The 22,024-nt window shown below is 55.1% G+C and carries 20 protein-coding genes; 6 read left to right on the forward strand and 14 right to left on the reverse strand.

All coding sequences use genetic code 11. The features are described from left to right. Positions 1-17 precede the first annotated feature (17 nt). Positions 18-908, forward strand: a complete 891-nt coding sequence (locus HKD32_RS11195) for a glucosamine inositolphosphorylceramide transferase family protein (protein WP_061929283.1) — start codon at positions 18-20, stop codon at positions 906-908. On the opposite strand, the gene HKD32_RS11200 is transcribed toward HKD32_RS11195, so the two are convergent. The 6 genes from HKD32_RS11200 to HKD32_RS11225 are packed head-to-tail and all read right to left on the reverse strand — an operon-like array spanning position 874 to position 6,670. Next, on the reverse strand, positions 874-1,974 hold the full coding sequence (locus HKD32_RS11200; protein WP_194257998.1) for a glycosyltransferase: 1,101 nt from the start codon (positions 1,972-1,974) through the stop codon (positions 874-876). The genes HKD32_RS11195 and HKD32_RS11200 overlap by 35 nt on opposite strands. Beyond that, entirely contained in the window at positions 1,971-2,726 is a 756-nt protein-coding gene (locus tag HKD32_RS11205) for an NTP transferase domain-containing protein (protein WP_194257999.1), read from the reverse strand. The genes HKD32_RS11200 and HKD32_RS11205 overlap by 4 nt, the downstream gene beginning before the upstream one ends. Continuing rightward, on the reverse strand, positions 2,723-3,520 hold the full coding sequence (locus tag HKD32_RS11210; RefSeq protein ID WP_010502528.1) for a sterol desaturase family protein: 798 nt from the start codon (positions 3,518-3,520) through the stop codon (positions 2,723-2,725). The genes HKD32_RS11205 and HKD32_RS11210 overlap by 4 nt, the downstream gene beginning before the upstream one ends. Then, entirely contained in the window at positions 3,517-4,617 is a 1,101-nt protein-coding gene (locus HKD32_RS11215; protein ID WP_061929288.1) for an LptF/LptG family permease, read from the reverse strand. The genes HKD32_RS11210 and HKD32_RS11215 overlap by 4 nt, the downstream gene beginning before the upstream one ends. Next, a complete protein-coding gene (locus HKD32_RS11220; RefSeq protein ID WP_061929292.1) occupies positions 4,614-5,765 on the reverse strand; it encodes an LptF/LptG family permease in 1,152 nt (383 codons plus the stop codon). Before HKD32_RS11220 ends, HKD32_RS11215 begins: the two co-directional genes overlap by 4 nt. Beyond that, positions 5,762-6,670, reverse strand: a complete 909-nt coding sequence (locus HKD32_RS11225) for a metallophosphoesterase family protein (protein WP_061929294.1) — start codon at positions 6,668-6,670, stop codon at positions 5,762-5,764. The genes HKD32_RS11220 and HKD32_RS11225 overlap by 4 nt, the downstream gene beginning before the upstream one ends. A gap of 124 nt (positions 6,671-6,794) precedes the next feature. Between HKD32_RS11225 and HKD32_RS11230 the strand changes: the two genes are divergently transcribed. Further along, positions 6,795-7,745, forward strand: coding sequence for a diacylglycerol/lipid kinase family protein (locus HKD32_RS11230; protein ID WP_061929296.1), 951 nt, complete (start codon positions 6,795-6,797; stop codon positions 7,743-7,745). Next, positions 7,738-8,676 carry a hypothetical protein gene (locus HKD32_RS11235; protein ID WP_061929298.1) on the forward strand — a complete coding sequence of 313 codons (939 nt, stop codon included), beginning with the start codon at positions 7,738-7,740 and terminating at the stop codon, positions 8,674-8,676. The genes HKD32_RS11230 and HKD32_RS11235 overlap by 8 nt, the downstream gene beginning before the upstream one ends. Before the next feature lie 60 nt (positions 8,677-8,736). Here HKD32_RS11235 and spt read toward each other — a convergent pair whose 3' ends face one another. The 5 genes from spt to HKD32_RS11260 form a co-directional block, all read right to left on the reverse strand. After that, a complete protein-coding gene (spt, locus tag HKD32_RS11240) occupies positions 8,737-9,930 on the reverse strand; it encodes a serine palmitoyltransferase (RefSeq protein WP_082905291.1) in 1,194 nt (397 codons plus the stop codon). After that, positions 9,927-10,181, reverse strand: coding sequence for an acyl carrier protein (locus HKD32_RS11245; protein ID WP_007282203.1), 255 nt, complete (start codon positions 10,179-10,181; stop codon positions 9,927-9,929). Before HKD32_RS11245 ends, spt begins: the two co-directional genes overlap by 4 nt. 105 nt (positions 10,182-10,286) lie before the next feature. After that, entirely contained in the window at positions 10,287-12,095 is a 1,809-nt protein-coding gene (locus HKD32_RS11250) for a fatty acyl-AMP ligase (protein WP_228118978.1), read from the reverse strand. After that, a complete protein-coding gene (locus HKD32_RS11255) occupies positions 12,095-13,225 on the reverse strand; it encodes a sensor domain-containing protein (protein WP_194258001.1) in 1,131 nt (376 codons plus the stop codon). Before HKD32_RS11255 ends, HKD32_RS11250 begins: the two co-directional genes overlap by 1 nt. After that, positions 13,222-14,523, reverse strand: coding sequence for a lipopolysaccharide biosynthesis protein (locus HKD32_RS11260; protein WP_337905546.1), 1,302 nt, complete (start codon positions 14,521-14,523; stop codon positions 13,222-13,224). The genes HKD32_RS11255 and HKD32_RS11260 overlap by 4 nt, the downstream gene beginning before the upstream one ends. A gap of 539 nt (positions 14,524-15,062) precedes the next feature. Between HKD32_RS11260 and HKD32_RS11265 the strand changes: the two genes are divergently transcribed. Further along, positions 15,063-16,550 carry a glycosyltransferase family 4 protein gene (locus HKD32_RS11265; protein WP_194258003.1) on the forward strand — a complete coding sequence of 496 codons (1,488 nt, stop codon included), beginning with the start codon at positions 15,063-15,065 and terminating at the stop codon, positions 16,548-16,550. Further along, entirely contained in the window at positions 16,550-17,962 is a 1,413-nt protein-coding gene (locus HKD32_RS11270) for a glycosyltransferase (protein ID WP_194258004.1), read from the forward strand. The genes HKD32_RS11265 and HKD32_RS11270 overlap by 1 nt, the downstream gene beginning before the upstream one ends. A gap of 21 nt (positions 17,963-17,983) precedes the next feature. Here the strand turns inward: HKD32_RS11270 and HKD32_RS11275 are convergent, their stop codons facing one another. From HKD32_RS11275 to HKD32_RS15445, 3 genes are all read right to left on the reverse strand, one after another. Continuing rightward, positions 17,984-20,626 carry a TonB-dependent receptor gene (locus HKD32_RS11275; RefSeq protein ID WP_061929307.1) on the reverse strand — a complete coding sequence of 881 codons (2,643 nt, stop codon included), beginning with the start codon at positions 20,624-20,626 and terminating at the stop codon, positions 17,984-17,986. A gap of 148 nt (positions 20,627-20,774) precedes the next feature. After that, entirely contained in the window at positions 20,775-21,350 is a 576-nt protein-coding gene (locus HKD32_RS11280; protein WP_010502547.1) for an HD domain-containing protein, read from the reverse strand. Between the two features lie 77 nt (positions 21,351-21,427). After that, on the reverse strand, positions 21,428-21,553 hold the full coding sequence (locus tag HKD32_RS15445; protein WP_023945527.1) for a hypothetical protein: 126 nt from the start codon (positions 21,551-21,553) through the stop codon (positions 21,428-21,430). A gap of 194 nt (positions 21,554-21,747) precedes the next feature. On the opposite strand from HKD32_RS15445, the gene HKD32_RS11285 reads away from it, so the two are divergent. Continuing rightward, the gene (locus HKD32_RS11285) at positions 21,748-21,897 is read left to right on the forward strand and encodes a hypothetical protein (RefSeq protein ID WP_164473946.1); all 150 of its coding nucleotides are present in this window, start codon (positions 21,748-21,750) and stop codon (positions 21,895-21,897) included. The last annotated feature ends 127 nt before the right edge of the window (positions 21,898-22,024 follow it).

The following is a 22,024-nucleotide window of genomic DNA, read 5'->3' on the forward strand; positions in this document are numbered from 1 at the left end:
TTTCAAGGAGAGTCGGCATGCCGTTTCTGCGCACGGACCACTGGCGTTGTGCCATCATCCACGCTCCTCTGGCCGATCTGATCCGGGCGGGAAGCCTGAACGGATTTGAGGTTACAACGCTTCCAGACATTGGGGATCACCGGTTTCTCGCAGATCCGTTTGGATTATGGCGTGGCGGAAGGCTGCATGTTTTTGCGGAAGCCTATGATTATCGCAGCCCGAAAGGCGTTATCGAGGTGTTGGTCTATGACAGCACCGGACGGCTGATCGAGCGCGAGGAAGTCCTGCGCGAAGATTGGCATCTTTCTTATCCCTATGTGTTCGAGCATGAGGGAGAGACGTATCTACTGCCGGAAGCCAGTGCGTCCGGACGATTGACACTCTACCGAGCGACACAATTTCCCCTGGGGTGGGAAAAGGTCGAGGCATTCGATTTTCCCGACGCTGCCATCGACGCGACGCCCTTTTACCATGCCGGACGCTGGTGGATGTTTTGGACGCCTCCCGGTACGCGGGAAGAGCGTCAGTCAACGCTGTATCTTTCAGTGGCTGATGACCTTGTAGGGCCGTGGACCTCATTGGGTCTTTTCCTGAATGATAGAGCAGGTGCGCGTCCGGGTGGTACTCCTATCGTGGTCGATGGCGAAATCTTCCTTCCGACCCAAGACTGCCGCGGCACATACGGTCGGGGTATCCGTCTGTTAAAGATCGAAGGACTGGAACGCGGATTACCAAAGGTTACGCCCGACGCAGTTCTGGATGCGCCTGCCGTGCTCCGTCGCCGCTTCCCGGACGGTTTCCACACGCTCTCTGCGGCAGGGCAGGTGACCCTTGTCGACGTGAAGCGCGTGGGGTTCGGTCCAAAGCGGGACCTTATGAACGTGAAGCGTCGTCTCGGGCTGGGCTGAAGCCCGGCAGCCGGTCCAGAACCGCATTGCCCTGCCGCAGAAACGCGTCGGGGCCAAAGCGGTCCAGCACGCGTTTGCGGGATAGAACCCCCATGGTGTGCAGCTTTTTCGGGTGCATGATGAGTTCTGCAATGGCGCTGGCCAGAGCAGGGGCATTGTTAAACGGCACAACCAGGCCGGAATGCCCGTCATCCATGGTATGCGGGATCTCACCAGCCGGGGTCGCGATCACAGGTAATCCGCAAGCCATCGCTTCGTGAGCAGCGACGCACATGCCTTCCCAATGAGAAGGCTGAACATACAGGTGCAGGGTCGGCAGAAAGCTGAAAGGGTCTTCACAGTGGCCGAGGAAATCGACAGGTAATTTCTTGTCCTGCACAATTTTTTCAAGCGCCTCCCGTTCCGGGCCATCACCAGCTAATGCCACTCGATAGGGCGGCAGGTCCGGGTGATCGCGTAGAAGGTCCAGTGCTTCGAACAGCAGGTCGTATCCTTTAACCGCGTGGAGGCGCCCGAGACTTCCGATCCGGACAATTTTTCCCTTTTTCCAAGCCGTTGCCTTCGGGCTGGCTGGATTTGCCCGGAAAATGGGCCAGGTCATGATTTTGCCTCGTAGACCCAGGCTTTTGCGTGAAAAGCTCTCAACCGTCGGTGAATCCGCAACCCAGAGTGCGGCTTTCCGGCATAGCAGGCGCAGCAGGATGCTGTTGGCCTTCTTCAGGCGGGCGGAGTGCTGCCAGTGAACGGCAGGGACGCTCAGCCTGTTAGCTGCCCGCTGGCCCAGAAGGGTTGCGCGCGTCAGGGACGTCCAGATCAGATCGGGCTGGAAAGCATCCATTTCATCGCGCAGCCAACGCCATGCAGTCAGATGGTCTTTCTTGCCGCCGGAGCGGACATGAACCTTGATACCCTGCTTCTCCAGAACGGGGATAGCAAGACCGTCACGCTTCTCGAGGCTGAACACCGTGACTTCGCCGCCCCGACTTTGAAGAACGGAGATGATGTCAGGGATGGGAAGCTGCGCACCCCCACATTCCAGAGAATTGATAACGTAGGCAATTTTCATGGTGATCGCTGTGCCAGAAGCTCTTCGGCCAGAGTAAGATCGGCTGGCTTGTCGACATCCACGGCGGCCTGACCGTCCGACAAGGGTACAAGACGGACGCGCGCGCCTGTCAGGGTTTCGATACGCTGACAGAGCGCTTTGGAATCCAGACGTCCCAAAAGGGCGCGAAGAAGGGTTCCAAAACCAAGCGTCCGCGCCATTTTTAGAGGGCGCTTGCGGTCTTTCTGCAAGCGCTTCCAGAGTTCTACAACGGCTTCGGCGGGTGGTGTTCCCATCCAGAAAAGATTGCATCCCGAAAAGCTCATATCCGATAGTCGGATATAGGTACGCTTCGTATTGGGAACATCACGCTCGACTGTCTCTCTGAGGGCAACGCCGACGGCCAGATCACAGTCCTGGGTTTTTCCAAGAAACTCAGTGATCCATTCGGATCGCAGTAGCGCATGGTCTGCTGTGGTGACAAGGCAGGGGGTACCGATGTGGTCTAACGCCTCGGCAACACTCTCACTGGGGGAAGCGGCGGCTTTCAGGATCTCAGCCGTACCCGCAATGTCACGGATACAATCGGGTGCTTCAATGCTGATGGTAACAGGGCCGAGACCGGGCGTGAGTGCAAGCGCTCTGAGAACACGCCCAAGCATGGGCTCTCCAGCAACGGGAAGAAGCGCTTTGTGAGACACTTTTCCGAGCTGGGCGAGAACGTCCCGTTCACCATCACGGGAGCCAGCAAGAACCAGAACCGGAAGAGTCACGCCGTGCGACTGCGATCAGAGGCAGGGCGAGCGCCGTCTGGGCGGTCCTTCGGGGGAGATCCTGTGAGATCCATCACCCAAGGGTAGCGCTTGGCTTCTTCAATATCATAGCCGAGGTTGAAGACGTGCTGGCTGCGGGCGCGATCACGGGCTTCGCGATAGAAACTTCCAAACAGGCGATCCGGCACATAGTTCGTAATGCCGTAATTGCCGTCTTCATCGTGAAAGTGATGCAGGACATGAAGCTGCTTGATATGCGCCACCCACTTCCAGCGTGGCTTGTAGGCCAGGTGCTGGATGCAGTGGAAGAACTCATAAATGCACGTCATGACCAGCGCAGTAGAAAGGGCGCAGAACGCACCGCTCCAGCCGCTGATGAGATACCCGATCGGCATGGTGATGATCGCCATTGTCGGAACCGTGTTGAGCGGTGAGCCGAACAGCACATCCAGAAGATGCGGGTCCTGATGATGATCGAAATGGATGCGCTTCCACAGTGCCGCGGTCCAGTGGTTCCGATAGAGCCAGCGTCCATGGAGGATGTAGCGATGGATCATATACCAGGCCAGAGGATACACGGCGATGACGACTGGTACAGGGATCAGCGTCTTCCAGAGACTGTGCGAGAAATGCAGGGCGCCGAAAGCGGCGGCAAGGATCAGCGCGAAGTACAACAGGATCGTAGGGTAGGTGAGATAGGCAATCCACAACTGGGGTAGCGACATTTTGCCAAGATCAAAACTGCGACCTGTGCGCAGGGACGACATGTTATGCCAGGGTTTGGATGTGCTCATTTTCCCTCCAGCCGCAGAATCCAGGTCAACCCGAGGAGGGCGCCCAGCAGCGGTCCCGCACTGGCCGCCAGCGGCGCGGCAAGCGTCCCGGCGTTTCCGAGTGCGGAAATCATTCCTTGCAGGATTACAAAACCCATCCCGGCCGCCAGTACGTAGACCGGAAGTGGATTTCGAAGCCCTGCCCGTGGAGGGATATAGATCACTGGCAGCGCCAATAGAAGCATTACTGCAATCTGAAGAGGAAGAATAATCCCGCTGAACAGGGCCATACGATAGGTCGCACGGGGCAGACTGGCAGGCGCTCCCTTATGAAGGATAGCTCCGATCTGCGCTGGGGTAACAGCAGCATTGTCCTCGGAGAGGGTCATGATCATCTTTGGAGTGGCAGGGATATTGAAGTCACTGTCGCCGTTCGTCACTTTCACAAATGCGCCATTATCTGTGAGAGTAAGATCCTGCGCATCCGTCGGGTGCCAAATCCCTCCCTCATAAGACAATGTTGCAGCATGTTCCGTGCCGCTTAGAAGGCCACTGGCGTCCCGGTGATAAATGGTCACATCTCGCAGGAACGTTCCGCCGTGGGCATACTGGCCGATGCGCACAAGTGTCGGTCCGGCACGGAACCAGAGGATGCGTTTTGCCGGTGTGTCGGGTTTGGCTGCATCCGGGTCGGTTTTGTTCCACCAGGTAGCAAGCGCATTTTCACAGGGCGGGATAACCCAGTATTGCATGGCTGTCGCAGTGAGGCCGACAATCAGAACGGCGGGTAAAAACCGTTGATAAAGTCCTACAGTTGAAAGCCCCGATGCCCGGAGTGCAGCCATTTCTGACGAGAGCGCCATTTGCATCAGCAGAAAGAGCGCACCAATCATGAACGCCAAGGGCATGATCTCGACGCTCAGGGCAGGCAGATGCAACAGGGCAAACGTCAGGATGCCGCGAAAGCCCAGATTCCGGTTCAGGATCGGCGTTGTTTTCTCAAGCAGGGCGAGAATTTCGAGCAAGGAAACAAGAACCGCGCCGCACAGCAGGAAGCGCCCCAGAAGGGCGCGGTTAAGGTAGCGGTACAGAACGTGTTGTGGTGCGTGTGCAGTCATGACGGGCGGACCAGCTTGCGGCGTCTCCAGGAACCGCGCGACCGACGAAGCAGCGTGGCCGGGCAGGCAATACAGAAAAGGGCCAATGGAACCCAGATGGCCAGCCAGATGGGGAGACGACCTGTGGCAGCCAGACTATGGCCGAACATCAGGGTTTGATCGAACCCTACCAGAATGGCGGCAACGGCGATTAGTCCCCAGACCGATCTGCGTCGTCTGGAGCCAATGGCAAGTGCTACAGCCAGCGGAGGAATAAAGGGAATGGCCAGAGCGTGTGCCACGCGAAAATCCATTTCCGCACGCAATGTTCGATATTCGATGCCCGGAACGCCATAACGTAGATCATGGGCCAGTTCGAAAAGCGTCAATTCACGTTCGTCTGCTCCGCGGGAACGGAAAGAGTTTTCCTGAGTAGGATGGTCAATGACCCGAACGACATGAGAGAAATGCGTGACGGTTGGCTTGTAATTGGCGCGATTGGGAAAAGGGTCGTCAACAATCTCACCATTCCATAGATCAAGCTGCGTGCTGCGCAGGGTGTTGGAAATGGTGAGTTGGCCTGTTCGAGCCGTAATGATGTGAGCAATGCCGTTTTTGTTGACTTCCCGAATGAAGATGCGCTTCATCCGCGTCCCGGCATGACTGACATTGTCAGCCGTCATGACGGCCGTACTTGAGGTCGAGGCAAACATGCCGGCCTGAAGATGCGGAGCCCAGCCCGTGTGAGCAGCAAAATAGAAACCTGCACGGTAATCATAGCGCGCAACGGGCTGAATATATCCGTACAGCAGAACACTTACGGCGCCTAGCAGAAGGCCGACGAACATAAACGGTCGACTAATTCTGAGAAGTGAAACCCGCCCGGCTTCCAAGGCATCAATCTCGTTGTTGTCACTCATGCCGCGAATAGTGAGAAAAACGGAAATACACAGGGCCGCAGGAAGGGCAATTCCAAAATAATGTGGGAGAAGGTCTGTCAGAAGCTTGATGCAGGTTGCCAGAGAGCTGCCTGCGGAAGCCAGATAGTCGAACAGAACCAGCAGTCGCTCAAGAAGAAGAGCGACCAGCATCGCAACGAGGGCAATGATGAACGGCGGTATCATCTGTGTCAGAAGATATCGGTCCAGAATGGTTGCGCGCTGCTTCATGTCCGGCTGTTCCGTGGGCGTACCCAGGACGCCTTTTCCGTAATGCGGCCATCGGGTCTATGACGTGCCATGTTAATCGCCCATCCGTTATCCTGCGGATGAATGGAAAGATGGTTCCAGCAGGCTTGCCGATGTTCCCGCTTGTCTGTCAGGGACGCGGAGGCAACGCCGAGCAGGGGAATATCTGTTCCGGGGATATGGGTCAGCGTGGCATCATGAGAATGGCCATGCAGAACGATTTCAGCCCCTGCCTGCCTCAGGACGCGCGCAAAGGCCCTGTAATCATGGAGTGCTTTCCGCCACGTGACCAAACCACGTCTGGGCGGGTGGTGGATCATGACCACGCGGCATAATCCAGCTTCCCCAAGCCGGGTCAGGAGAGTTTCAAGTCTTGCAAGCTGCCTGCGCCCGACGCGGCCATACGCCATGAAAGGCGGTGTGGGCACACCAGAGTTTACGCCGACAACTGCCACGCCATCATGGATGCGCGCATAAGGATAGGATGCCGCAGACCATGTCTTCCACTGGAGGATGCCTTGCTCTGCGGGCTGCCGGATCATGCAATCATGATTGCCAGGAATAACCATGGCAGGGGCGGGAAGCTGTTTCAGCCAGTCCGCAGCCAGAGCAAATTCATCGGGAGTTCCAAAATTCGTCAGATCGCCACTGACCAGAATGGCATCCACGTCATTTTTGGCAATGTCATCCACGATGGCCGCACAGGTTGCTGCCAGATGGACATGACGTCGATGTTTCTTCCAGGACAGGAGGCTGAGAGCACGTTTGTTGAGGGCGTCCTGCCATCGCACGGAAGGCGGCGGAAGATGGGGGTCTGACAGATGGGCCAAGGTGATGGCACGCGTCTCCCGCGGAGTGCGTGTTTCTGCGGGGAATTCGTGAGACATTGGAGAAATGCGGCCTTAGTCAGTCTTTCCAGCGGAAGGGGATGCCCGTATTCTGGTGGAACCATCATAGCCGTGCTAGACCCGCCCGCATAGCTCCGAACATAACGCGAAGAATTCCCCCATAGTGCGATTTGCTCTTATCCATAATGCCCGTAGTCGCAAGAACAGGCGCGGCGGCTCTGTGTTTGCTGCGGAAGCCAAGGCTTTGCTGGGCGAAAACTTTGTTCCGTCTGACAGTCGGGAAGGCATGACGGAGCATGTGCGTCATCTCTGCGCAAGGAATGTGCGGACAATCGTGATTGATGGCGGAGATGGAACGGTCAGCACGGCCCTGACGGCAATCGCGCGTGCTTATCCCGCTGAGCGGTTACCGGATATCGCCGTTCTGGCTTCCGGAAACACCAATCTGATTGCCAATGATGTCGGGTTCGGGCTGCGCGGAATGGAGGCGATCCAGCGCCTTCAGCAAGGAGCCGCTATGCGCTCCAGCATCCGCACACCGATCCGGTTGTCATGGCCGGAGACGGATCGTGTTCCGGTTCTGGGACTTTTCGGGGGCTGTACAGGGTATGCACGGGCCGTCCGGGTGGCGCATTCCCCAACAGTGGTGCGTTTCGCTCCGCATGATCTGGCGGTCGGTTTTACGCTGCTGAGTACTGTTGTCAGCCTCATGTTTCGTAAAAGTCGGGAAAGCTGGCTCGCGGGTGAGCCTCTCAGGGTTGAAACCTCCGGTCATGCCTATGACGGAAACAGCTTCATGTTCCTGACGACTGGCCTGTCCAAACTTTCACGCGGAATCTGGCCCTTCTGGGATGCAGAGCCAAATGTCGAGGGGCTTCGCTATCTTGATGTCGGAGCTCATCCAGAGAATCTCTCACGCGCAACTGCTGCACTTCTGTGTGGTCGTGCACCCCGCTGGCTGCGTCGCCATCCGGACTATGTCAGTGGTCGGACAGACGATATGATGTTGACGACGAAAAGCGATTTCGTTCTGGATGGAGAGGTTTTTACTCCGTCCGAGCATGAGCAGATCCGCCTTGAGCGCGGACCGGCATTCCGTTTCCTCCATGCCTGACGCACTTGAAAATTTCCTGATCGGGGAACTGACGACCCCGGTTCACCCGGATGTCGTGGCTTTTGCGGACGCTTTGGCATTGGCTTGCCCGCAGGTGCCTCTTGGCGTTCTATTTTACGGCTCTGTCCTGAGGACGGAAGACTTCGAAGGTATTCTCGATTTCTATATTGTTACGGAAGATGCCTCCGGCTTTACAGGCGGACTAATCTCGCGAACGGGCAACCTTCTGTTACCGCCCAATGTGCGTTATGCGGAGTTTAAGGTCGGGCAGCGCATTTTACGGGCCAAGATCGCCGTTCTGTCACAACAGCAGTTTAAAGAGCGGACAACGCTCGGCACACTGGATACGACTCTATGGGCCAGGTTTTGTCAGCCTGTCAGGCTCATCTGGGTGCGGGATGCAAAGGCAGCTGATACGCTGCTTGATCTGATTGCCCGATGCGTGACGACAGCGTCTTGCTGGGCGGCTCTTCTGGGGCAGCCGAGCATGACAGCCGTTGAATACTGGCAATCTCTTTTCGCGCGGACATATGCCTCTGAACTACGGGTTGAAAAGAAGGGGCGAGGGCACAGTCTGATCGCTGGTCAGGAAGAGCGGTTTACTGCGATGCTTCCGCTGGGATGGGCGCGGGCTCATTTGCGTTACTCGGCTACTGGTAACAGGCTGGAACCCGTTTTGTCTTTCTCCGCCCGTAAGCGTGCAGTTCGGCGATGGGGCCTGGTCGGGCAGACAGGGAAGCCTCGGAATGTGGCACGCCTGATAAAGGCGGCTTTTACTTTTGAAAATGGCGCATCGTATCTTGCGTGGAAAATCCAGCGCCATACAGGGTTGGATCTCAACCTCTCCGAAGCGGAAAGAAGGCATCCACTCTTATTTCTGCCCATTCTTCTGAAACGGATGCAGCGTTTGAGGAAGCAGTCTCAGACGTAAAACTGAGACACAAAAAAAGGACCTCCGAAGAGGTCCTTTTTTATGCCTGGATGAGTAATTTCAGGCTTGGAAGTGTTCTGCTACAGCCTTGAAAACAGCCGCGGCTTTGTCAATTTCCTCAGCGCTGTGTGCTGCCATGACGGAGCACCGCAGAAGAGGGCGGTTATCAGGCGTTGCAGGCGGTAGAGACAGATTTACATACACGCCGTTTTCCAACAGAGCATTCCAGAAGCCAACGGCCTGCGGAATGTTCTCAAGCGTCACAGCCACAACCGGAGAAACATGCTCTCCCGTTTGAAGGCCGGCCGCTTTAAGGCCTGCGTGCAGTCGGGCAGCATTCTCCTGAAGCTTCAGGCGCAGTTCCGGATGAGCTTCCATATCATCCAGGGCTGCAAGAGTGGCTGCAATGATTTCCGGGGGGAGGGACGCCGTAAACATGTAGGGGCGTGAGCACAGGCGCATCAGATCCACACCGTCATGGTCTGTGATGCAGTAGCCGCCAACCGTGCCGAGTGACTTGGAGAACGTGCCGACAATGAAGTCGATCCCGTCTTCACATCCCTGCATTTCTGCAACGCCCCGGCCATGCTCGCCGAGGACGCCGAAAGAGTGCGCCTCATCTGCCATCAGGTAAGCGCCGTAACGCGTCTTGATGTCCACGAACTTGTCCAGCGGGGCAACATTCCCCGTCATGGAATAGATGCCTTCAGCAATGATCAATTTCGCGCCCGGATGATCTTTCAGACGTGCAAGACGCTTTTCCAGATCAACCGGATCATTGTGACGGAACCGGATGACCTGCGCGCCGGACAGCTTTGCACCATCATAAATGCTGGCATGGCTGTCGGCATCGAGAAGCAGGACGTCGTCCTTGTTCACAAGCGCGGAGATCGTTCCCAGATTGGCCTGATATCCGGTCGAGAACACCATGCAATGCTTGCGGCCAAAGAAAGACGCAAGGCGTTGTTCAAGCCGCTGATGCAGGCCGAACGTGCCATTGGCAATTCGGGACCCTGTCGTGCCAACACCCATGGTGCGGGCAGTTTCAATGGCAGCCTCAGCCGCGCGCGAAGACTGGCTCAGACCAAGATAGTTGTTCGTGCCGAACAGGAGTGTCTCCCGTCCTTCGATCAACCCCACGGTTGCCGAAAGCGGCCGTTCAATCACGACTTCAAAAGGATTGCGGGGAGAGGCCGCAGTCAATCCTTCGTAAGCAGCGCGAAGTGCGGCATGTTTGGCAAAGATATCGATCACGCTTGGCTGGCCTTGAGAGTGTGCAGACATGCTGCCAGATCGTTGATGGTCCGGATATCGGCCAGTTTGTCGAGCGGAACAGAGACGTCCAGCTCGTCTTCAATTTCCATGACGAAGTTCATGACAGCGAGGCTATCGAAAGCCAGATCTTCGACGATCTTGCTGTTGCCATTGATGTCCCGCGGAACTTTCGGGTTGGCGAGCAGTTTTTCGATGATCATGCCGGAGATGCCGGCGACGCTGTCAGTCATGAAATTGAACTCTCGGTCTTCTGTGCAGTTTGGGGACGCTTTATGCGTCAAAGCACGTCAGTCCGCTACCCCCATCTGTGCAAGGGGGAGCGGGCTGACGTTTTTTCAGGCTGCTGAACTTGTCTCTTGTTCCAGATCGAACTGACCCGAGAGAAGCATCGCCTTGGCGCGGGCACGCGTCAGCTTTCCGGAAGATGTTTGTGGCAGTGTGCGCGGGGGAACCAGAACAACTTTCACATCAACGCCGTGAAGACGACGGAAAAGAGTTGTCACCTCATCACGCAGACTGTTGCGGTTTTCTTCTTCGGTGGCGCGGCATTGCACCAGAGCCACGATGTTCTCGCCAGTTTCGGTTTCAACTGAAAAAACAGCAACGTCACGAGAGCGCAGGGTGCTGATTTCGCTTTCAGCGGACCATTCAAGATCCTGAGGCCAAATATTGCGGCCGTTAATGATAATGAGATCCTTGGCGCGGCCTGTGACAACAATCTGTCCGTTCAGGTGATAGCCAAGGTCACCCGTATTCAGCCAGCCATCAGCGTCCAGAACGGCTTCTGTTTCTTCAGGGCGGCGGAAATAGCCACACATCAGGCTGGGGCCACGCACAAAGACGCAGCCAACATGGCGGTCAGGCAACACTTTCCCTGACGGGTCACGAACTTCGATCTCATGCTCAGGCAGAGGCTCGCCGCAGAGGACGAATGTTCGGAGAGCATGAGACGGATCGTTGGAAGGCTGGGCAAGCCCGTCCTTTTCCAGAGTTCGCAGGTCGATCGTATCGGTCTGGATGCCTGTGTCCAGCGGAGCAAAACTGATGGCGAGCGTGGCTTCGGCCATGCCATAGCTGGCAACGAAAGCGCGTGCATCAAAGCCATTTGAGGCAAAACGCTCGGCAAATCCTTCAAGGATATGATGGCGGATCATGTCGCCACCAATGCCTGCAATACGCCAGCAGGACAGATCCAGATCGGCCTGACCGCTACGGCGCGAGCACAGTTCATACCCAAAAGAGGGGCTGTAGGCGATTGTGCCACGGTTGCGCGAAATCAGATCCAGCCAGACATGCGGGCGGCGTGCAAATTCGCGTGTCGGAAGAAGATCGACCGTCAACTGGCATGTCAGTGGCGTCAGGAAGAACCCGACCAGCCCCATGTCGTGATAAAGCGGCAACCAGGACACACAGCGGTCATCGCGGGGATCTTCTGCCGGCTGGACCTTCAGGCCATCCCGGGCAATAGCGCGAGCATTGGCCATACCGGCGGCCTGCGTGACGGAAACACCCATCGGGAAGCGTGTGCTGCCCGACGAAAACTGGAGATAGGACAGGTCTTCGGAGCTGATTTCCGGCAGATCGACACTGGCCTCGGCATGGCGATGCAGATCGGCGGGAGAGCCGCCAAAGATCAGGTCCAGACCGTCCACGATATCGGACGTCCAGCTTCCGATTACATCCGGCACGACCACTGCACGGGCAGCGGCAACCTGGATCATTCCACGAAGCGTGGAGACATAGCCTTCCTTGCCGCCAAAGGCGACCGGAAGAGGTAGGGGAGCAGGAACCAGTCCCGCATACTGACAGCCAAAGAAAATGCGTGCGAAATCGCCGTCGCTTTCCGCGACAATCGCGACACGGTCTCCAGGAGCCAGTCCGAGGCCCAGAAGGCGCCGAGCCATCGAGATCGCCTGTTCGCGCAGGACGCGGTAAGGCAGGGCTTCCAGAAGCTGTCCACGTCCGGAGTAGATGTTGAATCCACTCTCGCCCTGGGCTGCATAATCAAGCGCTGCGGCGAAGCTTGGGAAATCTCCGTACCGTCTGACCAGACCTGAACGGCTTGGCGTTGGAGCGGGATGGGCGATGGGGTTCTGGTTGTCCTCGGTCAAACCTAGACTAGCTCCATTGGGGTCGCCGGACATCAGGCGGCTTTCTGTAAAAAATCGACAATGGCATCCGCAGCAGCGGGCGCCGTAGGCTGTTCGCCTAGAGTTTCGAATGTCTCTAGTACATATTGACGCTGAATCTCAAGGAAACGTGAGTGCGTCTCAAACGCCTTAACAATTTCATCAGCAGGATGGGTGATATTATCCGTAACAGGCCCGAGCGTCCATGACTGATAATTCGGATTATCCTGCCAGTCTGCCTCATGAGCGTTCAGAAACAGACAGGGACGGGGTTTTATCATGAATTCTGCAACCTGACTGCTGACATCCCCGAGATAGAGATCTGCACCCATGGTGTAGGTCATATCGATACTGCGTTGACTGCCAGGATCAACGATAAGGTGCGGAACACTTTCATAATCCCGTTTGAGAGCTTCTCCCTCATCACGATTATTGTCAAAGAGACGGAAGTGCGGCGCGAAGATCACATTGTACTGGTCCTGTCTGGCGAAGAAGTCCAGAAGGTCGCGCCCCATGGCTTTCCAGGATGAGAAACGCTGTACGAAATGCGGGTTATATAGAACGGTTGGACGATTATTGCTGAACAGCGGCTGTCTGCGGGCATGCATTCGCCGAACCAGATCAAACTTCGCGTATGTTCCACGATGATAAAATCCCGGACGGATAATACCGTTCTTCAGCATGCGGTCTTCAACTTTTCTCCCCGGTACAAGCAGGTAATCAAATTTCCGTAGGTGCTGTGCAAAGCCGATGGCTCGGTCACCTGCGCCATGGCCCGTCCAGATCATGCGAGGTGTGCGCACACCCATGTTGCGAAGCTGCAGGGAGGTTGCTTCAGGGACGATGATTGCTTCGAAGCCGCGGAAATACCGACGTGAAAAGAAAAGGCCCAGCAATCTGTCCAGCACACGGAGGCCTTGAGCTTCAATGCGATGACGCAGATTTTCCGAAATGGGGAGAAGATCGAATTGAACCCGCGATTCCGGGTAGAGGGCTGCCAGTGAGCGGGCCAGTTCAAGATGGCTGCTGGTCAGGCAGGCAACATGCACGGATATTTCAGGGTGCCGCGCCGACATTTCGAGCGCGATTGGCAGGGCATGCAGCGTCTGATGACGCTGTGCAATCAAGGGAAAGACGACTTTCATAGTCCGTTTGCCGTCCGCAATGTGGGGGTTCGAAGAACAAGGAAAAGCTGCAGACCGATCAGGAGTGTGACGCCCAGAAGAGTCATGGGGCCAACGCCGTCCAGTCCATAGCGGCGAACAACCAGCACAAGCCCAGGGAAAAACACGAGGCAATCCAAAAGGCGGACAGACGTGGCCGCTCCTGAGCGATTGGTTGTGAAAAGCAGAGGCTCCAGCGGAAGGCCCCAGACAGCGACGACTTCTGCAGCAAGGAGCCACAGGATCACGGGGAGTGTCTGAACCGCTCCGCTATCACCAATATAGAGTTGGAGAAGTGGTTTTCCAGCCAGTAGCGTTGCAATCAGCAGGCATGTGCCAATGCCGCCGGCTGCCAGAGTGACTTGAAGAGCCAGTCGGTACAGGCGTGTCATGGCATGTTCACGCCATAGGCGGGCCATTTCCGGATAGACGGTTGTCTGGATGATAGAGGCCGGTTTGGCGATACCAGAGGCAATCTGGCTGGCAATGCGACAATAACCGGCACTGGCGGGTCCAGCATAAGCTCCAACAACCAGTGTTCCGATATGGTTGAAGGTCAGAGCCAGAGCGGAATTGAGGTTCGTGGCCAGCGCGAACCGGCGGATGCCTGGATGAGTTTGAAAAAAAATTCCGTTGGAAAGGTCAGGGAGAAGCTTCCAAAGTTCCGTAGGGAGACCTTTGATCAGGTTACGACGCATCAGTTCGCGCAAAGCCATGATGCTCAAAGTCGTCCATGCGGCAACTTCTGCCAAAATCCAAACCACAGCGAGCGCCATGACAGAGGCACCAGTGACGGTCAGGGCGGCCGTACCGATTACGCGGACAATCGTAGCGATCACCCCCTGAATGGAAATCAGATCATACCGGTTGAAGACGCTGAGCAGGCCTGTTGGGGTCGCTGAGGCCATGAAAAGGATCGAAACACAGAAAACGACGCCAATGACATGGATTTCCGGAGGCCAGCCCAGAAGTGTCATGCCGGACAGGCTGATGGCGATCCCTCCTGCGCAACCTATCAGGCCGCCGATACCGTCTAGAAGAAAGCTAAACGCAACAACGCGCTGAAAGCCGGAAAAATCCCCGTCGGTCAAAGGATGCAGTCCATATTTCAGAACAGTCTGCCAGGATTGGAAATCCACAAGGTCACTCATTGTCCGGGCAAATGCATACATCATGGCCACCAAACCAAACCCGTGACTGCCGAGAAGGTGGGTCGCCAGCCAGATGTGAACAAGGCTGAGTGGAGCGTTGATCGCACGCCCTCCCAAAAGCAGGCTCACATTTTTTATGACACGTCGGCCGCCGACCGCTTTCAGAGGCTGTAAAGACGATTGTTCGTCCGACATCAGGGTATGGAAACTTTCATCACTGTCAGATCGTTGTCACATATCGGCCTCAGAGATAGGCTTTTATGCGAAAATCAAAACTCACATTTTATGACCGAACGTTGCATTTTCAAGAATGCGCCGAGATTTCGTTGTGAGATCATGGATTAGAACGAAAAAAAAATTCCGAGTAACAAGAGTGCCCAAAGCTGGAGGCAAGGGGGAGAAAACTCTTAAGCTTAGTGAAATTTCGGCAGGCGATGCGATGTTAAGCGACAGAGAGTTTTCAGGAATTGGGCTAACTGTTGCCGATCTCTGTAACTTATAAATCTATAGAATATTTCAAAGAATTTCATAACTTCAGTCGGCGTCACGTCTCAACCGCCGATGCCATATTGTATTCTTGAGGAGCGTGCTCCATACCACCGGCCAATAGAGTTAAAAAACCATTAAAGAGCAGGTGATCGGGCGACTGCCTGAGAGCAGGGAGAAGCATGGCGGCATATACCATCTGGATTGATATGCAGGATATCTTCCAGTACGCGGAGCATAATCGCAGACCAAGTGGTATACAGCGTCAGGTCTATGAAATTCTTCAGGTTTTGCTCGGATGCATTCCTCAGTCGGAGGAAGTGCATATCGGGTATGTGCGCAAGGGTGTTGATGGAAACCCTGCCTGTATCGTGTCCGCTCAGGATATCGAAAATCTCTTTGCCTCACTGGCGGATGACGAAGCGAGCGCTATCACTAAGTCTGTTCGGAAAGCGCCGTCTGTTCCGAAAAATCTGAAGTTACCATCTGCGAAAGCAATGGTGTTCAGACAGTTCAATAGAATACGGCACGCGTTGATTCGAAACTTCGAGCAGATGCCAGAGCCGTTGGGGCGGCCATTGTTGCGAGCTGGCACCCTGCAGATGCGCGTTCTGCGGATGGCAAGGGATTTAAGAAGCCGGTCCGTTGTCCGATACTCGACGTCTTCGCAAAGGGCACCCGTTCGGATAGCGGAGCCCGTTTCTTGCGAAGTCGGTATGAAGCCTGGAGATATCTTTCTTGTTATGGGCGCTGCATGGGCGGATGCTGCTTTTGGTGAGCGGCTTCACGCAATCCGCAAGACATATGGCCTCAAGCCGGTATTGCTGATTTACGATCTCATTCCATTGACATGTCCGGAATGGTTTCCCCCGCAGGTGGTCTCAACATTCTCTGCGTGGCTGGAGAATGTGGTGCCGCAATGTAGTGATATCATGGTGATCAGTGAGGCCACGAGAAAGGATGTTCAGGATTTCCTGGCCCAACGCAGGCTTTATCTGAATCAGGCGCCATGGGTCGTGCCCATGGGTGGGGGGTTTGGGGATATGACGGTTGCGACCAGAGAGGCAGAGGCTCCGGGGCTACCTCCTGCCGGGAGCTATGTTCTCTTTGTTTCCACCCTTGAGGCACGCAAGAATCATATTCTGATGTTTCAGGTCTGGGCGCGGTTACTGCGTGAAAAGGCGTACGAAGATATTCCCACGCTGGTTTTTGCGGGGCGGCCTGCGTCCATGGTGGAAGATGTGATGCAGCAGATGGAGAACACGCAGTATCTGGACGGCAAGGTTCGTTTGATCCGCGAACCAAGTGATGAAGAACTGCGAGGCCTCTATAGGAACTGCCTCTTTACAGTATTCCCGTCGCTATACGAGGGATGGGGGCTACCGGTAACGGAAAGTCTGCTTTTTGGGCGCCCCTGCGTTGCGTCCAACGTGACATCCATTCCCGAAGCTGGAGGCAAATTTGCACGGTATTTCGATCCGTATGATTTCGAGGATGTCTATCGCACCATTCGCCAGACCATTGAGGATCGTGAAGGCTTGAAAGCTTGGGAAGAGCATATCCGTAGGGATTTTCAGCCGACACCGTGGTCTGATACGGCCAGGGCTATTCTGAAATCCTGTGAGATCGCTCACCGTTCGTCTCAACAGCCTGAGATGAGGGCCGGCTGATGAACAGGGTTTGGATTGATGTGGATGTTCTGTTTACTTCGCCTTCTTTAGAAGTCTGTTCGGAGGATGTTCGACGCTTTCTCGTTGAGGTCTGTCAGGCATTACAAGCCTGTGCGCCAGATCGGATTGGGTTCGTGCATCGAAAAGGTGGCCCGCAGGACTGGATTTCTGTGAACTGGACAGATGTGAAGGATCTGCCTGTCGTCACACAATATCGGGCAGGAGCTCTGCATGTGATCGGACGGCAGAGTGAAGCAAAGAAACGTTCTACAGCTCGGAATGGGGCTGCCCCTCCACACGTCGCGGGTATTGCAGATGTTCTCAGAACACAGTTTCAGGTTCTGAGAGCTGCATTGGGCTGGTTTGGAGCAGCCGCAAGATACGGTGCTCAGCAATGGCAGGAAAATCTGGCCCATCGCTCTATCTTGTCTAAAAACGATGGAGCAACTGGAAAAAGCTGTCATTCAGCGTTTCTGAACGGAGCCCCTCTTAAGGATCTGGCACGTCCGGGTGACTTTTTCCTGGCGCTGGGACCAAGCTGGAATCGACCGGATTATTCTCAGACCATACGTTGGCTTCGGGATGTCATGCGCGTGCAATTCGGTCTTTTCGTGCATGATCTTCAGCCTGTTCGATATCCTGAATGGTTTACGAAGGCGACGAACACTCATTACGAAGCCTGGCATCGCACTGTTCTGCCTTTGGTTGACCAGGTATTCGTCAGAAGTGATGCTGTCGCCGAAGAGGTGACGGGCTATCTGGCGCATATCAAGCGTCCGCTTTTACGGCCGATTGTAACGGTTCCCGTGGGAAGTAGGTCTGCTCCGACAGGAGGAAGTCTGTCCCGACAGGCCGCCAGGAAAATACCTCTCAAAGAGAATTATGTTCTCTGTGTGGGAACACTGGAGCCGCGCAGGAATCATGAGCTTCTGCTGCGGGTGTGGCGTCATCTCCGGAAGGGAATGGCTGAGGACTCTCTCCCGAAACTTGTTTTTGTCGGGCAGGTTGGATGGCTGGTGAGTGACCTCATGCAGCAGCTTGAAAATTCCGACTGGCTGAATGGGCAGGTATTGCTTGTCAGTGCGCCATCCGATGCGCAACGTGACGCTCTCTATCGGAATTGTCTGTTTACTGTGGATCCTTCGCTGGCAGGCGATCTCAGTCTCCCGGCTCTTGAGAGCCTTCAGTATGGCAAGCCCTGTCTGGCTTCGAAACCGCCAGTCGAAAGGACGAATGACCAAGGACTGGTACGATATTTCGATCCGTTGAATCTGCATGATGCGTCACGCGTTATCGGGAAGGCCATAGAAGATCGCGATGAGCTGAAATGCTGGGCTGATGAGATCGAATGTCGCTTCAAACCTGTGTCCTGGCAACACTCTGCTCAAACGATCCTGCAACATACACTCTGAGTCTCAGAATTCTTTTCTGTGTCAGAGTGTCTTGCGCAGGGAAAGACCAATCGTTCGACCCATTGGATCCATGAATGCGGGCTGGTAGCCTGCAGGTGTAACGCCCAGACCGTTATGCACATGGATCCGTGTGTTCGAGACGTTATCCAGTGACAGCATGATGCGAAAATTTTTGGCCCAGTTCCGGTTTTGCCAATGGGGAAGATCTCCCAGTGTTACGAAAACGGAGAGATCGAGTGTTGCGAGGCTACCAAAATACAGGCTTCCTGCCGACGTGCTTCCGAGCGTTGAACTCCCTGACTGCCATTTCCCATCCAGTCTGACACCGAGGCCATTTTTGTAAGCCCCGGCCTGAAGTTCGACTTCATGTTTGGGTTTTCCACCCAGTCCGCCAACCGCCCCACCATTCAGCAGGTCAATAGCGGGCAGTCCAGCCCTTAGTCTGACGGTATCATTCAGGCGCCAGACCTGTGTCAGGACGATATAGTACCGTCCTTTAGTGCCACCATCATTATGTCTTTTATGGCCGGATGCTTCATGATCGTCTCCAAAAGGACGTGACAAGGAGAAGGTGGCATTCCATTCGGTACGCTTCTCACTTTCGACATTCACAGGACGTAGATCGACTGTTTCCAGAACGCCGTTAGCGTCGCGCTGGTAATTCCCGGGGAAGGCATCCTGAATGGCTGCTGTCGGGCTTGGGAGCGAAAGAACGGGATGGTGTGTGTTGTCATGCACATAATTGAGATGCAGACGTGATCCTTCCAGAAACGGCGGAGAAATAATGGCGCCCAGACTGAGTTCATGGCGGTCTGCAGAGCGCAGGTTTCGGTTGCCGCCGGAAATGGTTGTGACCTGTACGGACTCACCGCGCACATAGTCATAGGTTGTGACGTTGGGGGTCTCGATCGTTGGTGCAACGAGAGAAGAGGCGGCTGGAGCTTCTGTCTGTTGCAGGACCGAGAAAGGAAGCTGGATCCATCCTGTGGGAGACCATGTGACACCGCCGCCAAGTGTGCCGAGTGTTCCGAAATGGGACACCTGACTGACCGCTCCGTTCACATTAGCATCAAGCTTGCCAAGAAATGACAGAACATGCTGCTTTTTATTGGCGATTGGCAGATCACCGTTAAGTCTCAGAGTACCGACATCCCGGCTGATTGATGAACGAGACGTTATTCCATTTGCAGAGGATGTTGCGTTCTGTTGACTGAGGGTTCCGGTCGCAGCAATGCTTGTTGAAGCATCCCCTGCGGGGAGAGAAAAGACCGGTCCTGATAGCAGGCCGCTGATCTGCCCCTGATTGCTGGTTGTCTGGCCATGATTGACAACCCGACTGTTCAGCCATGAGGGAGCAATGGTGGACCACGGGTCGAAAGACAGATCACCACTGTTCAACGCCGTCTGCGCTGCCATGAGGGAGAGGCCGGTCTGGCTTTCTGTGACTGTGCGTGCGTAGTCGTAGCTTCCTTTCCCATTCCATTTCCAGCCCCCGAGATCACCGTTGAAATTCAGGCCTGCATGGCCTGTCTCAGTGTGCCCGGTTTGCTGAAGAGGCCGGACGCTGCTGAAACTTCGATACAGCAAAACATCTTGCGAAAAGGGCGAATAGGCATTCCCCGACGGTATCGTGACGATCCCCCGCGCCGGGCCTTGAAGACTGATCTGATCCTGATGGTCGAAGCTCAGATTGAGGGAGGTGGTGATGTCTTTCGTTAGGTGACCAGCATAAACACCATTCAGGGAAAGCTCATGCTTGCGCGGTTGCAGGGTATAGGCAGACGCATTCGTGCTGCTGGTCAGTGAATTTGCGGACTGTAGAATGTCATTCAGTGTCGCGGTCTGTCCGTAAGGTAGGGAAGGACTGCCTGCTGTCGTAACGCTTTCCCCGGCAAGGTTGTCGAGTGCCGGGTCAAGGCTTTGACCATCGGGTGAAGTCAGGTTTCCCTGTGTGGAGTACAGGGAATTGGCTGCGGGCGGCACCACGCCACGCTGGCTGTCCCGCAGCCATGCACTGGCAGTGTAACGGGCGCTGAGGTTGATGCGTCGATCATCATGCAGTCTGGTGAAACTAAGTGAGAGGGCTCCGTTTTCGCCCCCACCATCAGTTGAGGTCTCTCCGTAGGCGCGGGCTCTCACGGCACGGAACTGCTTGACGGTGATGATATTCACGACGCGCTGATCTGCGGCATAGCCGTAACGCAGGGCTTCTTCTTCCGTAAAGATTTCGACGCGCGATATGGCCTCGAACGGGAGATCGTTGACTTCCTGAAGGCCCGAGATCCGTTTACCATTTAACAGGATAACGGGCGCATTTCCGGTAGCGCCACGGCCAGACCGTGTTTCTGGAGAAATGGTCGTGAGCAGATCAGTAACAGTGTCGACGCCATAGGAGCGGATCTCATCCGCGCTGATCTGCATAAGTGGTTTGGGAGCGCCAATGACTGCCCCCTCAGGCTTGTGCCCTGTGACGACAATTCGCTCTGTGGTGGAGGGAGTCTCTGTTTGCGTGGATCTTGTAGGCGCACTCTGTGAAAGAGACGTGTCTGTCTGTGCCAGGGTGGTTCCGCAGGACAGAGCGGCTCCAAGGCCATAACAGGAAAGCTTCCGTAAAGGGAAACGAGATGCAGCGGCAGCAGGTCGGCCATGAAAGCGGCTAGTCATTGTCGCTCTGCTGATCTCCGTGGAATAGGACCTTAAATCTTTTGGTACGGTTATCGGACGGAAGCCTTTGTCGTACCAACTGGAAGAGAGCTTTGTTGTGACGGATACAGTCCGTTTTGTCGAGCAACAGAACGATAGTGACGAGGTATCAGAGGAATGCTTTTTCTGACTTCCGTCGCGTTTCCCGATCAAGAACGTCTCTTATCGCCCGGGTCAGAGAGGAATGATCTGTGTAACGTCGACCATAGGTCAGATTGAAGCCATGATCGAAATCTGGGGGATTAACACCGTTATTGTGCTGCCAGATGGTCTCGATCTTGTCGAACGCTTTGGCCATGCGGGCTTCAGGGCTGGACGCGTTTTCATACTCATCCCAGAGTTGAAGAAACTCGGCCTGGAGTGTGTCAGGTAGCGGCGCCATGATGGTCAGGAGATCTTCGCGCTCCTGTTTGGATTTGTTAAGAGAGGCTTCGATGGAGATTGCCGGAACGTCTCCATGAATGGCCTCCCCAAGATCGTGCAAAATACAGATCTTCAACAGCTTTAGCAGGTCGATACCTTCAAGATAATCTGCGAAGGTCATGACCAGAAGGCACAGGCCCCATGTATGCTCTGCTGTGCTCTCTGGCTGGCCATCCTGTGTAAAAGAACGACGGAGGACGTCTTTCAGTTTTGAAGCTTCACGCAGGAACTCGAGACGTCTTTCGATCTCGGTTGTGGTCATTCATCAGTTCCGGTCAGTGAGTATCGTGCGCCCCTGAAGAGCAGGCGATCAATAAAATTCAGACTGTCGTTGCGAGCTCATGTGAGCAGCAGAGACAGCACTAGGTATCCGATGAGTACCAGGGCCGCCAGAATACCCAAAAGAACCGGGAAACCTACTCCGTCCTGAAGGGACTTAAAGGCTTTGACGAGGAATTGGGCCATGGCGCACTCCGGGCTGGGCGGTGCACGAAAGAGATCTCCCGGCACGTATTGAGACTATAAGCCAAATCATTGGAAAAGATAACGCTCCTTTCAGAAAAGACTTTCTGTCCCGGTTATTCATCCTCCAGATTTCGCCTGAATCAGGCCATATTGCCGAAATAGTTTTCCGTCAGTTCTGAAGGAGGACATGATTGATGAAGCGTCTTGCGACATTGTTTCTGGGCTTTGGTTTGATGCTCCCTTTGATGGCCTGTTATGGACCCCGCGATCATGACTGGCATCACCACCACCATCATCATGGTGGTCCATACATGGGTGGCGGAGGTGGATATGGGTACCGCTAAAAAACACTTTCTGCCCATGTAAGGGGAGGTACCTTTGCATCCATCAGTGCTCTGACTAGCTTTGCCTCTCAGGAGCGGGCGTGTAGTGAAGAGACAGGTGTTCCTTTCCTGGAACCGTTTTCTGAAA

The sequence above is a fragment of the Gluconobacter japonicus genome (assembly GCF_015244665.1).
Lineage (GTDB): Bacteria > Pseudomonadota > Alphaproteobacteria > Acetobacterales > Acetobacteraceae > Gluconobacter > Gluconobacter japonicus.